Origin of the sequence: Catellatospora bangladeshensis, assembly GCF_016862575.1 — a bacterium.
GTDB classification, from domain to species: domain Bacteria; phylum Actinomycetota; class Actinomycetes; order Mycobacteriales; family Micromonosporaceae; genus Catellatospora; species Catellatospora bangladeshensis.
Window position 1 is genome coordinate 22,478 of sequence record NZ_BONF01000054.1, and the last position, 15,623, is coordinate 38,100.

Annotated in this window: 10 protein-coding genes; 5 read left to right on the forward strand and 5 right to left on the reverse strand. The window is 67.3% G+C overall.

Features of this window, described 5'->3' with window-relative positions; translation table 11 throughout:
- Positions 1-22 precede the first annotated feature (22 nt).
- Genes Cba03nite_RS35940 through Cba03nite_RS35950 form a run of 3 tightly spaced genes read left to right on the forward strand, consistent with a single transcriptional unit; the run spans position 23 to position 6,551 of the window.
- Positions 23-1,180, forward strand: a complete 1,158-nt coding sequence (locus tag Cba03nite_RS35940) for a TIGR02678 family protein (protein WP_203756392.1) — start codon at positions 23-25, stop codon at positions 1,178-1,180.
- Positions 1,177-5,298, forward strand: a complete 4,122-nt coding sequence (locus Cba03nite_RS35945) for a TIGR02680 family protein (protein WP_203756395.1) — start codon at positions 1,177-1,179, stop codon at positions 5,296-5,298. The genes Cba03nite_RS35940 and Cba03nite_RS35945 overlap by 4 nt, the downstream gene beginning before the upstream one ends.
- 26 nt (positions 5,299-5,324) lie before the next feature.
- On the forward strand, positions 5,325-6,551 hold the full coding sequence (locus tag Cba03nite_RS35950) for a TIGR02679 family protein (RefSeq protein WP_203756398.1): 1,227 nt from the start codon (positions 5,325-5,327) through the stop codon (positions 6,549-6,551).
- Positions 6,552-6,739: 188 nt separating this feature from the next.
- On the opposite strand, the gene Cba03nite_RS35955 is transcribed toward Cba03nite_RS35950, so the two are convergent.
- The gene (locus tag Cba03nite_RS35955) at positions 6,740-7,429 is read right to left on the reverse strand and encodes a DUF559 domain-containing protein (RefSeq protein ID WP_203756401.1); all 690 of its coding nucleotides are present in this window, start codon (positions 7,427-7,429) and stop codon (positions 6,740-6,742) included.
- A gap of 67 nt (positions 7,430-7,496) precedes the next feature.
- Here Cba03nite_RS35955 and Cba03nite_RS35960 point away from each other — a divergent pair, with 67 nt between their 5' ends.
- Positions 7,497-9,338 (forward strand): PDDEXK family nuclease, encoded by a 1,842-nt coding sequence (locus Cba03nite_RS35960; RefSeq protein WP_203756403.1) that lies wholly within the window; start codon positions 7,497-7,499, stop codon positions 9,336-9,338.
- Positions 9,339-9,348: 10 nt separating this feature from the next.
- On the opposite strand, the gene Cba03nite_RS35965 is transcribed toward Cba03nite_RS35960, so the two are convergent.
- Both Cba03nite_RS35965 and Cba03nite_RS35970 read right to left on the reverse strand, forming a co-directional pair.
- Positions 9,349-9,576, reverse strand: a complete 228-nt coding sequence (locus Cba03nite_RS35965; RefSeq protein WP_203756405.1) for a hypothetical protein — start codon at positions 9,574-9,576, stop codon at positions 9,349-9,351.
- 290 nt (positions 9,577-9,866) lie between these two features.
- Positions 9,867-10,757 carry an IS5 family transposase gene (locus Cba03nite_RS35970; protein ID WP_373315801.1) on the reverse strand — a complete coding sequence of 297 codons (891 nt, stop codon included), beginning with the start codon at positions 10,755-10,757 and terminating at the stop codon, positions 9,867-9,869.
- An 838-nt stretch (positions 10,758-11,595) separates the two neighbouring features.
- Between Cba03nite_RS35970 and Cba03nite_RS35975 the strand changes: the two genes are divergently transcribed.
- Complete coding sequence (locus Cba03nite_RS35975) at positions 11,596-12,639, forward strand: macro domain-containing protein (RefSeq protein WP_203756407.1); 1,044 nt, start codon at positions 11,596-11,598, stop codon at positions 12,637-12,639.
- 15 nt (positions 12,640-12,654) lie between these two features.
- On the opposite strand, the gene Cba03nite_RS35980 is transcribed toward Cba03nite_RS35975, so the two are convergent.
- Together Cba03nite_RS35980 and Cba03nite_RS35985 are read right to left on the reverse strand one after the other, a co-directional pair.
- Positions 12,655-13,704, reverse strand: coding sequence for a 5'-methylthioadenosine/S-adenosylhomocysteine nucleosidase family protein (locus Cba03nite_RS35980; protein WP_203756409.1), 1,050 nt, complete (start codon positions 13,702-13,704; stop codon positions 12,655-12,657).
- Positions 13,701-15,506, reverse strand: coding sequence for an AbeC-like domain-containing protein (locus Cba03nite_RS35985; protein WP_203756411.1), 1,806 nt, complete (start codon positions 15,504-15,506; stop codon positions 13,701-13,703). Before Cba03nite_RS35985 ends, Cba03nite_RS35980 begins: the two co-directional genes overlap by 4 nt.
- Positions 15,507-15,623: the final 117 nt, after the last annotated feature.

The following is a 15,623-nucleotide window of genomic DNA, read 5'->3' on the forward strand; positions in this document are numbered from 1 at the left end:
GACCGCCCGCATGCAGCGTGCGATGCGGCTGCTGCTGGCACGGCCGCTGCTGGTCGCTGGCCTCACACCTGACGAAGACTTCCGGCTGGTAAGGGCGATGGCCGCTCCGCTGCGGGAGTGGTTCGATCGGGAGACAGGGTGGCGGCTGCACATCGACGCGCAAACCGCGCGCCTGTTCAAGACAACCACCGACCTGGATGATCTCACCCGGCCGGCACGCGATCCGAAGGCCGGCACCCCGTTCGGCCGCCAGCGCTACGTGCTGACGTGCCTGGCACTTGCGGTGTTGGAACGCGCCGACCGCCAGATCACCCTCGGGCGCCTGGCCGAGCAGATCCTGCTTGCCGCGACTGATCCTGAGCTTTTCGCCCTCGGGTTCCGGTTCGAGCTGGACCGCAGGGAGGAACGCGCAGATCTTGTCGCAGTGGTGCGCCTTCAGCTGGACTGGGGGACGCTGCGCCGGGTCGGTGGGGACGAGGAGTCATTCCTCAATGCCGCGGGCGATGTCCTCTATGACGTCGACCGCCGCGTCCTGTCGAACCTGCTCACCAGCGTCACCGGCCCATCGTTGATCCAGCACGACGACACCAGTGCCCGCGTGGCGGCGATGACGGCCGAGGCTGTTCACGACAGCGACGATTTGCGCAACCGTGCGTTGCGCCATCGGCTCACCAGGCGCCTGCTTGAGGAGCCGGTCGTCTACTACGGCGAGCTCACCGAAGCCGAGCTGGGCTACCTGCGTTCGCAACGTGCGCAGATCACCAGCCGTATCACCGAGGCGACCGGCTTGATCGCCGAGGTCCGAGCCGAAGGCATCGCGATGGTCGACCCCGACGACGAGCTGACAGATGTACGCATGCCGGCCCAAGGCATGCGTAGCCACCTGGCTCTGCTGCTGGCCGAACATATCGCCACCCAGCCCGACGGTGTGCCGTTGGCTGACCTGCACGAACTCACCAGGCAGCTGGCTGTCAAACACCAGGCGTACTGGCGCAAGGACGCCACCGACCCCGGCGCAGAGGTCGACCTCGTCGACGCCGCGCTGGCCACCTTGAGCAGCCTGAAACTGGTGCTCGTGCAGCGTGCACCGCAGCACAGGGCCGTACCGCGACCCGCCATCGCCCGATACGCGCTGGCCGAGCCCGAGATCCGCCAGCGTGGGAAGGAAGCGACCGCATGACGCAGAACCCCCAAGCTGGCACACCTCGACCGGACTCGCAGCGCTGGCGGCCACTGCGCTGCGGCCTGGTCGACATCTTCTACTACGACATCGAGGAATTCCATTTCCACAAGGGCGGCCTGCTGCTTCGAGGCAATAACGGCACTGGCAAGTCCAAGGTACTCGCGCTGACCATGCCATTCCTGCTCGACGGCGAGCTGTCGGCCTACCGCGTCGAGCCCGACGGCGACAAAGACAAGCGCATGGAATGGAACCTGCTGCTCGGCGGTAAGCATCCACACCCGGAGCGGCTGGGATACACCTGGATGGAGTTCGGGCGCTGTACCAACGACGGCGCCGAGCGGTATCTGACCATCGGCTGCGGGCTCAAAGCGGCCACCGGCCGGGGAATCGCCAAGCACTGGTACTTCGTCACCGACAGGCGCATCGGACAAGACCTCGACCTAGTGGGCCCCTCGGGCGTCGCGTTGACCCGCGACCGGCTCAAGGACACCCTCGGCGCGCGCGGCACGATCTACGACCGTGCCGCAGACTACCGCCGCGCCGTCGACGAGGCGCTGTTCGGACTCGGCGACCGCTACGAGCCGCTGGTGTCGCTGCTGATTCAACTCCGTCAGCCGCAGCTGACCAAACGTCCAGACGAAGCAGCCTTGTCACGCGCGTTGACCGGGGCCTTGCCGCCACTCGATCCGAACCTGATCGCACAGGTTGCAGAGGCCTTCCGCAGCCTCGACGACGAACGCACCACACTGCAGGGCCTGCAGGAAGCACGCAAGGCCGCCGATGACTTTCTGGGCACCTACACCCGGTACGCGAAGGTCGCCGCTAAACGGCGTGCGACAGGACCTCGACAGGCGCACAGCCGCTACGAAGCCATCGTGCGGGACCTCGCCGAGCAAGATCGCATTCATCAATCCGCGCAGCAGGCACTGGACGCTGCCGAAACGCGCCTGGGCGAGCTTGACCAGCTCGTGAGCACACTGCTCGCGCGCAGGGACGCGCTGCACGACAGTCCAGGCATGCGCGCGGCTAAAGACCTCGACCTGGCCGACCAGATCGCCACCGAACGCGAGCGCATTGCACACAAACAGCAGGACCTGCTCACCGCGGCCCTAAACGCCGGGCAGCGCCTGTCCGCCGCGGTCGAACGCACCGGCCGTGAGTTGACGGCGGCCACAGTCGAACAAGAATCCGCCACCGGCGCTGTTCGTGAAGCAGCACGTAATGCCCGCATCGAGAACGAGCACACCGAAAAGGTGGAACGGGCGCTCACTGACGACCCGCCGTATCAGCAAGGCCGGCAAGCCGCCTCAACACTGGCCCAGTGGCGCGAACAGTCGACCGTCAACCTCCGCTCCCTGCTCGCCAAGGCACGAGCTGCCGACGGGGAGGTCCACCGCGCCCGAGACGAAGCCGACCGCCTCACTGCAGAGCTCGCCCAGGCACAGGAACATGCCCAAGCAGCCGAGGACGACGTAGAACAGCAAACCGGGGCACTGGCCACGGCGCTGCACCAGTACCTCGGCGCAACCGCCGAACTGAAGGTCCCCGACCTCGACGTCGTCATCGCCGAAACCGACCAATGGGGGCGTAGCCTCGATGGCCCGAACCCCGCGACAACCGCTATCACCGCCGCCAGCGCGGCGGCGACCGCCGCGCTCGCGCATTTGGAGTCCAATCTCGGCTCCGCCCGTGCTACGGCACAAGCCGACCACGACCGCATCACCGCGCAACTGCAGCGCCTGACCAGCGGCGACCACGACGCCCCCACGCAGCCCTACACGCGCTCACCGCAAGCACGCACCGGCCCCGGCGCACCGCTGTGGAAAGTCGTGGACTTCGAACCATCCGTAAGCCCCGCGGACCGCGCAGGACTGGAGGCGGCTCTCGAAGCCGCCGGTCTGCTCGATGCCTGGCTACAACCCGACGGCACCGTCCTGGCCGCGGACACCGACGACGTGCTTCTGGTCGGCGGCCCACCCGTACCAGACAACCTCACCAGGCTCCTGCGCCCGGCCATAGACGCCGGCGACGAGCAAGCCGCGTCATTGAGCGACTCCGTGGTCATCTCCATGCTGAGCAGCATCGGTCTCGGCTCGCAGAAAGTTTCGGGCACGTGGGTGACGACCGACGGCCGATTCGCCAACGGGGTCTTGGCTGGGTCCTGGCGCAAGGACGCGGCGACGCATATCGGCGAGGGCGCCAGGGAAGCGGCGCGGCGCGCCCGCATCGCGCACCTGCGTGCCGAGCTGGCCGCTGCCGCCGACACGATCGCGAGCCTGGATACCCGTCTGGACGAGGTCGCCCGCCGCCAACGCGTCCTGGCACACGAAGCGCAGCACGCGCCCGGCGACGGCAAACTGCGGGAGGCGCACGCGGTGCTGCGCGAACGGACCGCAGCAGTGCGGCGCACCACCCGGCGCCAACTGGAAGCCAATGCGCAGGTCGAAGCCGCCCGCGAGAAGGCAACCCTTGCGCACCAGACAACACAGGAGTTCGCCGACGACGTCGATCTGCCCACCGACCCCGGCGAGCTCGACGGCGTCGCTGCCGCAGTCGGCCAGTACCGCACCACGCTTGCAGCGTGGTGGCCGGCTTGCGCCCAAGTCCTGGCCGCCCGTAGACGGGCCGACGAAGCCAGCACCGAGCACGCCACCGCAACAGCTCGCATCGAAGCCGCCCAGATCGACACGAAGGAGGCAGCCGAGACCGCGCGCGCAGCACGTGAACGCCACGCAGCGCTGCTCGAAGCCAGCGGAGCGACAGTTGCCCAGCTACAGCAACAGCTCAAAGACCTTGGCATCAAGATCGAAAATGTTGTCCGTGATCGCAAACGCACCCACGATCAGCAGACTGCGGCGGTAGCCGCACGCGGGCAGGCCGAAGGCCGCCGAAGCACCCTGGCCGACGAACTGTCAAAGGTCACCGAGCAGCGCGACAGCCAAGTCGACGCGTTGCGCCATTTCGCCAGGTCCGGCCTGCTGGAGATCGCCTGCCCTGACCTGGAGATCCCCGATCCCGAGACTCCCTGGTCGCCGACGCCCGCGATCGTCCTGGCCAGGACGATCGACCGGATCCTGGCCGAGACCGACGACAGCGAACGCCGATGGGAACGCGAACAGCAGCACGTCAGCAACGACAGCAAGACATTGACCGACATCCTGTCCAGGCACAACCACCAGACCAGTCTGTCGGTCCGCGACGGGATCATCCTCGTCGATGTCACCTTCCAAGGGCGCACCAGACCCATCGCCAGCCTCGCCACGGCATTGGCTGGTGAGGTCGACGAGCGCCAGCGCATCTTGTCGGCCCACGAGCGCGAGATCCTGGAAAACCACCTCGTCAACGAGGTCGCCGGCGCGCTGCAGGAACTCATCACCACGGCCGAGTCGCAGGTGCAGACCATGAACGACGAGCTGGAGCAGCGGCCCACATCGACCGGTATGCAGCTGAGGCTAGTCTGGCGAACCGCTAAGGACGCGCCCGAAGGGCTGGCCGAGCTGCGCGACCGTCAACTACGCCAGAGCACCGACGTATGGGACGACGATGACCGCACCAAGGTCGGCTGGTTCCTGCAGCGCCAGATCGCCAACGAACGACTGCGTGACGACTCCGGCACATGGCTGGACCAATTGACCAACGCCCTGGACTACCGCACCTGGCACGAGTTCAAGATTGAACGCCGCCAGGACTCGACATGGGTGTCCGCAGCCGGGCCTGCCTCCGGCGGCGAGCGTGTGCTCGCCGCGAGCATCCCACTGTTCGCCGCGGCTGCCTCCTACTACAGCTCCGCGAGCCCTCACGCACCCCGCCTCATTGCCCTCGACGAAGCCTTCGCCGGTGTCGACGACGACTCGAGAGCCAAGTGCCTTGGACTGATGGCAACCTTTGACCTCGACGTCATGATGACCAGCGAACGTGAATGGGGCTGCTACCCCCAGGTGCCCGGCCTCGCAATCGCCCAACTGTCCCGCTACGAGGGCATCGACGCCGTCCTCGTCACGCCATGGCGCTGGGACGGCAGCGGCAGCCGCTACCAAGTGCCACGACCTGCACCACGCGTACCCAGCCAAGCTACAGTCGCCGCCGATACTGACAGTCAGCCGACGCTGCTATGACAACAGACATCGATCGCCTACGCCGCGTGTTGGACAACGAATCGATCACGTGGGTAATCGACCGCGTGCGCGACCGCATGACCCGCGGCGCGAGTCTCACCGGCCTGGTCCGGCTGGCCGACCCCACGCCCGCGCAACGCAGCGCCGTCCAAAAGCTGTTCGGGCGCAAACCCGGTACGGGCGGCGGCCTCACCGTCTCACTCGACGCACTCGACGCATTGCTGCGCGAGAAGCAGCTCGCCGAGGGCTTGGCCGCGGCAGTAGTGACACTACGTGGCCCGATCACGCCGGCGAAGGTCGCCGCCGCGGCACTCGACGACGCCTGGCAGCGGGCCATGGCCCCGCTGGTTGAAGCCGTCAGCCGGCGGCCCGAGCTCGAGGACTGGTACAACAGGACGCAGACACGTGCCCTCATCCGCCGGCTGTTCAATACCCCGGATGCCGCCGAGCCCGAGCTGCGCCAGCTCGCCTCCGTCCTTACCGCGATGCCCGCGTCGGGGGTCTCGCTGACTACGTTCGCGAGCCGCACCGCAGGCAACGCCCACGCCCTGGACACCGGGAAACCTCTAGCGGCACTCGCCGAGTCAGCGATCCGCACGACATGGCTGGCAGAACCACCGCCCGCGACCGGGCGAGCGCAGCATCGACGTCTTCTCTGGGAGGCTGTCGGCATCCAACTCGACGAGCTGTCCTCGACCGTTTTAGCACTCAACCTCGCCGCGGCACCCGGCAGCTACCTGTACCGCTTCACGCAGCCGGCGCTCGAGTCCGGCGAGCCACTCGTACTCACGCTGCGCCAGCTTGCCAGGCACGAGGCGAAGTACCAGCCACAAGCCGTGTACGTGTGCGAGAACCCAACCATTGTGGCGGCGGCAGCAGATGAGCTCGGTCCAGCGTCGCCAACCGTGGTCTGCGTCAGCGGTCAGCCCTCGAGCGCAGCGATCCGCCTGTTGACGGGGCTTAACGACTCCGCTGCGACGTTCCACTACCACGGCGACTTCGACTGGGGCGGCCTGCGCATCGCCAACCTCCTACTCGCGAGGGTGCCGTGGACGCCGTGGCGCTTTCAAACAGTCGACTACCTCGCAGCAGTCGGCGACGCAACACGTCGCCTACGGGGTCGGCCGACAACCGCCACCTGGGACGAACACCTTGCAGAAGCAATCGCGTCCAAGGGCGTATCGGTCGACGAGGAGCTTGTCCTCGAGGACTTGCTTTCGGACCTTCGGCATGTGCAGTACACAGCGTCGTGATCAAAACGTGTAAAGGCAACGACCCTTGAAGCGGCGACTGTGGCGACCTGTCAAAACCCCCCAAGCGCGTCCTTTGAGTCGCCCACCAGCATGCAAGTCGGCGTGACGACAGTTGTGATGGATGCCGATCCACCATGCCATCGCACGAGGCATACCCAGCCGGAATGATCCGGTTCCCGCGGCGGGTCTCAGGCGGAGGCGTGCTGATCCGCAGCGTTGGAGGCTGCCGCTCGCCGCCGCTGTCGCGCCTCCAGGAGTCTCGCTTTACGCTGCGCCTCCCAGCGTTCGGTGGTCAGGAGCCGCCCGTCGAGCAGGCGGCGAGCGATCTTCCAGCAGTTCAGGCAATCGACATCCGCCCTGTCCAGTCGCCGTGAGTCGGACCGCAGCAGGCTCCCCAACGGCCCGTCCCACTCGTTGTAGTAGGGGTGGCCGTCGGGCTTCTCGAACCACATCTGTTCTGCGAGGTGGAACAGATGCAGCGCAGTCAGGCGGGTGATGAGTGCGGCGTCGGCCCGAGCCGGCACGGTGAGGTCCCATTCTCGGAGCCGGCCTAGCGGTGACTCCCGGATCCGCACGACGAAGAATCCGTAGTCCTCGAGGAGCGCGGCCTTACGCTCGTCGCGTTCTTCCTCGCCGGAGTGCCAGTAGGCCCCGTCGTACTCCAGCACCAGTCCGGCCCGCCGGGACAGGGGGAAGAGCATGTCGGCCCGGTAGCGTCCGACCTGCGCGCCGGCCCGACCAGGTCCGAGCGCGAAGTCGAGCGTCGCGAAGATGTTGCCCTCCAGCTTGGAGGTTGCCTCGTTGCCCCGCAGCGCGCAGTGGCCGTTGTCGCAGGATGCCGCGTAACGACCACTGGAGACAGACCAATTCTGGCGCACGCGTGCACCTTAAGCCCTCCGTCGGACACTTCCAGTGACGTTAATATGCGCTGCCAAGGGAGAGCGGATGCCAGGTCATCTGGGCCGCTCGTTTCGCGATTTCGGATTCGTCGGGGCTATGACGGACGATGTGCGGATGGCTCATGACCTGTCCCGTATCGACCCGCACCGCTTCGAGCAGATGGTGCTGGCGCTCGGCGTACGTGTGCTCGGCTACGGCCTTCGATCTTTCGGCGCGGGTGCCGATGGCGGGCGTGAAGCCACGTTCGACGGGCCGGTTCCTTATCCGGCGCCGGGGCCAGGTTCCTGGAACGGCTACATCGTGGTCCAGGCGAAGTGCCGCCGGACCAAGATCGGTGTCAAGGACGCCGAATGGCTGATCGGACAAATCAAGAGCGAGCTGCGGGCGTGGCTGAATCCTGCCAGCAGTCGCGCACGGACGCGCCGCCCCCAGTATCTAATTATCGCCACGAATGTTCAGTTGAGCAGTACCGCCTCCAGCGGCGGCATCGACAGGGTTGAGGCCGCCATGAAGGAGCAGGCTGCCGAACTCGGTCTGCTGGACTGGGCCGTGTGGGACGGCAACCAGCTGTCGACGTTCCTGGACGCCCATCCTGAGGTGGCCAGGACCTACGCCGACGTCATATCGTCGGGCGACGTCCTGACCAAGGCCCTTGAGACCATCGACGCACTGGGCCGGTCGGTGTCACCGACCCCGATCCGGTTGGGCCAGGGCCAGCCCGGCGCCGAGCGAAAGTTCCAGGCTGCGTACGACAAGGCCGGAGGCGCGGCTGTGCTAGGTATGCCGACAACCGAGGCTTATGAGGAGGGGCCGGGCTGGGTGCAGGAGTTTCCCCACGCGGTCATCTGCGCTGCGGCGGAAGGCCCGGCCGTAGCGGTGGACCTGCCGGTCTGGGAAGCGCTCCTGGATGCTGGCGCGGGACACGGTCGCCTGGCGGCGGTCGGCTACCCCATCGTGGACGCCCACACCCCCGCCTTCATCGACGACAGGGCACAGCCGGTCCGGCTGCACGGTGGCACCTGGAACGACGGGCACCTTCTGCAGAAGATGGGAGGCTGGCGGTGGGAACCGAAGATCACCTTCAGTTTCAACATCCGCGACCACGATCGATGGCGCCATGTGGAACCGCTGATGGACCTCAGGCTGCGATGCGCGTTACGGGTGAACTGGCAGGCCAGCCACGAGCTCACGATCGACGCCCAAGGTCGCAGGAACATGAAGTCATTTGTCGCTGGCAGTTGGCTTTCCGGATTCATCGTCCGCCAGGCTAACCGCTGGGGCCTCGACGGCAGCTCGCTGAAGTGGCAGCTTACGCCCGACGACGAGGGCTACAACGACAGCCGTTTCGCGTGCTACCGGGTGATGCTGGGCAGCCCCCCAGGCCCGGCCATCGGGGCGTGGCTACGGCTGAGCCTGCCCGACAGCCTGCGCGGTGAGGTCAGCTGCATCATCGACCTCCGCGTCAACTTTCCCCACCTTCAGCCACCGGACAGCCTCGCGGATGGACTCGCACTTGCTGCGGCGTCGCGGCCGCTCGATGTACAAGACCTCGTCGAATTCTTTGCTGGGGCCTGGGAGGCCAACGCCTGGTTCCTCCCGCGAGCTGCGAGCCCTAACCTGCTCTTCTGCAAGACCGTAGGCGCGCCTGTCATCGAATGCCACATAGTCGCCGAACGCTCGCCAGGACGCGGCCTGCCTTACACGGTCGACCTGCTGCAAGTCGTTGATCTGTCCATGTACGGCGAGGCGCCTGCCAACCCTCGGCCCATGATGGGCGCATCTGTGTCGGCGCCGACGTCGCTCGAGCTTCCCCAGATCACCACCACCGTCATCCAACTCCTGGCTCACATGGCATCCGGGTTTGGGTTCCTCGAGTCCGAGGATTAGCAGCGGCCGATCAAGCCGGTCGCTTCGCAGCGTGGTCTGTGCCGGCCGTCGGCTTGGACCGCCGCCCGTGCCGCAGCTGTGCGACGAAGACGGGCAGCGCGTCGGCGTGCGGTGAGTGGATGTGCAGGAAGTGGATGCCGAGCCCGTCGAGACGTGCGAGGGTCGCGCGCAGGCGGCGAGTCACCATCGCGCTCGCCGAGCAGGCTGCCCGCAGGCAGGCCGAGCACCTTTCCTTCATGTCCGCTCCTGGCACGCCGTCGCGACACCGATCACGCCGATCGCAGGTGACCCGACCCGGACTGTAACGATCTGCCCACCCTGCATCGAGGCCGCCTGTTGCGCCTCATTACCACGGTCGTAGGGTGTGGCCATCATCGAGTTGTCCGCGGCCACTCGCTGTCCCGGCTGGGCATCCGTTGGCCGGACAAACAGAGGTAGGCCGGGAAGTGATGGCCGACCAACCGGTCATCCAGATGCGCGACACCATACCCGAGGAGAGCAGGTGCTACCGCATCCCGGCCTCGACGCCTAGGTCGTGTATCGAAGTGCGTGTAGCCATTCGTTGATCGCGGTGATGTGGATCGTCGCCAGGTTACGGACGGCGAGCTTGTCGTACCGGGTGGCCATCGCACGATGGCGTTTGAGCCGGTTGATGCCGCACTCGACGGCGTGGCGCTGCCGGTATATGACCGGGTCGAACATCGGTGGTCGGCCACCGGCCTGGCCGCGTCGACGGCGGTGCCCAGCCTCATCGGCCGGGATCGGGATGGTGGCCTTGATCTTGCGTCGGCGCAGCAGGTCACGGTTGGCGCGGCTGCTGTAGGCCTTGTCGGCCAGGACCCGGTCCGGTCTCGTACGGGGCCGGCCGGGCCCTGGCCGCGGGACACGGATAGCGCCAAGCACGGCCGCAAACTGGGGACTGTCACCGGCCTGTCCGGCGGTGACCAGCATCGACAACGGCTTCTGTGCCTGTTCGCAGGCCAGATGCAGCTTGGTGGAGTAGCCGCCACGGGAGCGGCCCAACGCGTGATCGGCTGGTTCGCCGACGGGCGGCTCGAGCTGCGCATCGCCGTCACGTCGGGCACCGGCGGCGTGCTGATGAGCGCGCGCGGTCGTGGAATCGACGCTGACATCCCAGCCGATCAACCCGGCCGCGTCAGCCGTGGCCTGCAGCGCGGTCACGATCCCGAGCCAGACTCCGGCCCGCTGCCACCGCCGGAACAGCCCGTACACCGCCGACCAGGATCCATAGCAGTCTGGCACGTCCCGCCACGGCGCACCTACCCGCACCCGCCAACGGATACCGTCGATGAGCTGCCGTTTCGTCCACGCCGACGGCCGACCCGCCCCCACGCTGATCGGTAGCAACGGCTCCAGGACCGCCCACTGCGCGTCGGTGAGATCGTGCCGCCTCGTCACCGCTAAGGTGGCCGCGAGATCTCCGATATTGCAGGTTCTGCTTGGTCGCTGAACCCTTTACCGGAGACCTCGCTCCATATCGATCATCGACACCTAACGACTTCGACACACGCTCTAGTCAGGTGACAGCGTCCATGCCACCGGCGCCCCGTAGGCGGGCTCATCGGTTCTCGTGCGCTGGGTGTGCGAACGCCCATCCACAGGGGTACGGACATCTGCGTAGCCCTCTGTCACCCGCCGACCTCACCGTCCTGGCCGGAGGCGACTTCGCCGTGGTCGTGGTGCAGGGCGGAGACCGGTGGACCGGCCAATGGGACGATGAGGGGCTGGCTGCGGCGGTTCCCGGGCAGTGCGGAGCAGGTCCGGACATGTGATGGCTGCGGAGCGACCGCTGCCGCCGCCGAAGCGTTCGTCGGCGCGGCTGAGTACACCCATCATCTCGCGTATCGACTCGAGTTTCCGCCCCCACGAGCTCGGCCAGCCAGCCAACGTGGTCAGCCTGGCCGAAGGAGTCGCCACCGTCGCCGTCGCCGTCGCCGTCGCCGTCGCAGGCGCAGGATAACATCAGGGTGCGCCGGGTCACGCGGATCGAGCTCGCCGACCACGCCTACTTGTCACCGACACCCCGTCCTCGAGGTAGCGACTTCACTGCCCGAGTCTGCCTCGATCATGCCAACGCCCGATGCAACAGCGTCAACCCGAGAGACGCTCGATGGTGACGACGCTTGGTGCGCGTCACGTCACATTCGGGGTGGTCTTCGCCACCAGGAACCGCGACAATACAGAGCTGGCGGGCGATGCCTGCCGAACCAGCCCGAACTGAGGGAAGGAACAGGCTGTGCCGTCTGACAAGCTCGCCCTCGGTGCGGCGGCGGTGTTTATGGCGCTATGCTTGGCCACCTTCCTGTGGGCAACGCGGCCCTCGGCGGCCGGGCGACGCCAGGCCATCCTTGTCTTCACCTGGCTGTGCGCCGCGCTCGCGGCGACCCTCGTCATCTTCTCGCTGTTCCCCAACTCGCATGCCTACGGCGACCTGATGGGCGTCACCCTCGGCGGAGCCGGCGCGTTCGTCGTACTGGTGTGGACGGCGGCGCTGCGTGCGAGTCGCCGCAGTGAGCAGATCGACCTGTTGCAGGGGCAGCTTCGTGAACGCGACGACGAGATCGCGCGGCTTACGGAGGAGATCCGCGACCTGAATACTGCCGACCACCCGCGCCGTTTGGACTCTACCCAGCTCCTGCTCTACCGCGTGGTGGGCGCGCCGGGCCGCCGATGCGTCGGCATCGTGACCGGCGACATCCGCCGGGCCCGTTGCGCCGAGGTGTGGGTCAACTCCGAGAACACCGACATGCAGATGGCGAGGGCCAGCGACCACTCGATCTCGGGCCTGATCCGTTACGAGGGCGCGGTGCGTGACGAGACGGGCCGGATCGTCGACGACGTTATCTCGGACGAGCTCGACCGGCGTATCGGCGCGCGTCGGCCCGTGCCTGCCGGTACCGTCGTCGTTACCGGCTCGGGCGCGCTCGCGTCCGTGGGCGTGAACTGGATCGCCCACGTGGCCACGGTCCACGGCGAGCCGGGCGCCGGGTTCCGTCAGGTGCAGGAGCTCGGCCGCTGCGTCACCAACGTGCTGACCGCTGTCGGCTCGCCGCAGCACGACTACGCCGCGCGCAGCGTGCTGTTCCCGCTGCTCGGCGTTGGCCACGGCAGTGGCGACCTGCTGCGCACCGTGACCACGATGGCGACGGTGATCGCCGGTCAGCTGGCGACCGACCGCGACAGCAGCGTCGAGACGGTTTACCTGCTCGCGTACACCGACGCGGAGCTGCTGATCTGCTCGCAGGTGCTCGGCTCGATGACGGAACTGAAGGCCGAGTGATTCGTGCGCGACGGACTAGCGGTCGCTCGTGAGCGGATCGCACTCGGCCAGCAGGGCTCGCACGTACGCCGCAGCAACAAAGGATGCGTAAGGCCGCCAGGTCCCGTCTGTGCGGCTGTCGCCGTAGTCGCTGACGCCGCGCACTACGAACCATTCCAGGCCGTTGAGGAAGCCCGCCTTGCCGATCCCCCGACCCTCCATCTCGAAGGCGAGCAGGTTGTGCTTCTCCGCCAGGTCGTCTCGTACCGCGGCGTCGCGCAGGGACCGGTCGGCGCTGCCGATGAGGCCGTAATGCACCTTCGGAAACCCGGGCCGGTGCCCTGTGGCCACGGGGTCCGGATGGATCAGTGTTCTCCCCGACTCGTCGGTTGCGCGCAGCACATCCGTGGCTTCGGCGGGCCTTCCGAAGTCGGTGAGATCAGGTCGTGCGGTCAAGGCGAGCAGGTCCTCCCACGGCCGATGTCCGCGCATCGACCTGGCTCTCAGCCGCCGCGATGCGCCAGCTAGCGCCGGAGACGGCTGGGGGAAACCGCCGCGCAGCCGCACCCCGTCCGGCCGCACATCGACGTGGTCGTAGTCGACCACGCCCCACTCCGCCACGACGATGTCGCCCAGCCGGACGTGATGCGACGGTCTTGCCGGAGCCGGAACTCCGGCGGCGATCCCTACCATGACGACGTGGCGTACCTCTGGAAAGCTGCGCCGCAGGTTGGTGCAGGCCGTTGCGGCCGCGTCGTTACCCGCCTGCGGAAGCATCGTGAGAACCACGACGTGCGGCTGCCCGGGTAGGCGGCTGGGCATGGATCCGCGCTCGTAGGCGGCGTTGTCGCCAGCGACGCCTGGTAGCGGTGTGATGTCCTCGATGAGTGCCTGCACCGCCGACAACTCCTCCGGCAGTGCCGTGATAAGGCCGACCGTGGGGCCTATCGAGCTCTGCCCAGTCCGCGGGCCGGTGGTCCGCCCTTCGGCCCCGGGCTGGACACCATGGTAGATGTTGCCCGTCCCGAGATGCGATCCCCGGAGATCGTTGGGGCCGTGGAAGACGTTGGACGGCCGGTCGGTCACTGCTGGCTCCCGCCTGTCGGCGCCTGCTGGGAATAGTGGACGTCGCCGCTACCGAAGTGTGCGCCCTGCGCGTTGGTCGGCCCGACGAACAGGTTGCCGGTGTGGTTGAGGACCGTCGTCGCCCGATTGACGTACTCGTCGGTATCGAAGCCCATGTCATCGAGGAAGTCGAGTACCGCCGCGAGCAGACGGCGTTCGAGGACCTTCCAGTGACGCTTCACATCGTGCATCTGGAAGTAGTTGACCGCCCGTGCCGCCTGGCGGTTGAGTCGGTCGGCCTCGCGCACGGCCCGGAGTGCCGCCCGCTCGGTTGCCGCGTCGGCCTCCACGATCAGGAGCACGTCCCGCTGGTGGTGGCTTACCATGTCCTTTGGCTGCCGCGCCGCGATCGCGGCCACGTACCGGGAAATGGCGCCGTCCTCACGGACACTGAACCGGGTGCCGCTGCGCCGGCTGTCGTCACGCGGTCCGGTCCTGCCCAGGCTCACCAAAGTCCGGAATGCGTAGGGCACGGCGGACCACAGGTCGCCCGGGACGCGCTGAATCTCGTCAGGCAGGTTGCCGAGTCGCCGCAGCGCCAGGCGCGTGTGCGACCAGACCGCGCGCCAACCGTGGCCCACGCTCAGGTGGAAGTCCGGGCGGGTCGGCAGCAGCGCCCAGACCGAGAATTCCAGGTATAGCGTCCGGCCCTGCAGCGAGGCGGTGACGAAGACCGAGGTCACCGTCTCGCCGCCCCACCCTTCGACGACGCAGGCGAGGTAGTGGCGTGCTGGGCCGGTGGGGTCGGCGCGGGCTGCAGCGATGGCGTCATCGACGATCGGCGAGATCCCGTCCGCTGCGGACTCGACCACGTATAACCGGTCGTTGACGACGAGGCCGGGCAGCTTCGTCTCGTCCACCGGCCAGTAGTCTGGGATCAGGATCTCATCGACCTCGGCGCGCAGGCCCTCCAGTTCGGCACGGATCCGCCGCATCAGCTCCTCGCTACCGAACGGCAGGAACTCCTCCTCGCGCTCGGCTTCTGAAAGGCGCTGCGTAGTACCGGAAAGGTCATCCTGGCGCTTGATCAGTCGCAGTGGGAACGCCCACGTTGCGATCTCCTCGCCGCTGCCAACGAACGGCCGATACCCGGAGTAGAACGTGATCCGGCTACGCTGCGCCTCCTGCAGGTACGTCATGCGCCGGTTGAGGCGGCGTGCCGGAGCCGCGTCCTCCTCCATGAGCATATGCAGGGCGGCCTGCCGCATCGCGGCGCCGATCAGGACGGCGATAGTGGCTGCCACGATGACCAGGACGGCCGATGACGCCACATCGACCAGAGCGGTCGCTTCCTTCCCGGGCTGCCAGACCGCTGCCACCGCGCTCCCGCCAAGCGCGACAAACAGCGCCAGAAGGACCACCGCTGTGGTCACGAGTGACTTCATCGCGACGACTGACAGCCGTACCCGGAATCCAACGAGATCGCCCCAGCCCGGTCGGTCCCGCAGGTAGCGGCCAAAGTCCACGGCGATGAGGCGTAGCTGGTGCAGGATGTGCCAAATCATGATCATTCCACCGGCCAGCACTACCACCACTGGCGCGGCCCCTATGAGCAGGATCGCGCCTACCAGTACCACGTGCTGGGCTGAGTCGATCAGCCAGGCGCGACGCGCGTGCAGGGCTACCTGTGCGACGTCGAAGCCAAAGGAGGGGGCGACGTGGCGGGAGCGGTCCGCGTACGCGTCCAGCAGCACCCGCTGCGCGAACCTGCTGTCAAGGTAGACACCGGCACACAGGTTCCTGGTGCTCGCGCTGAGCTTCACCGTGCCTCCGGACCTCGGATGACACCCCGAACGTGAGGGATAGGTGTCCGACGGTAGCCGAAGAGCGGAGAGCTGTCAGTCCTCACCGCACGAACCCGACCGATCGTCCGAACTCGA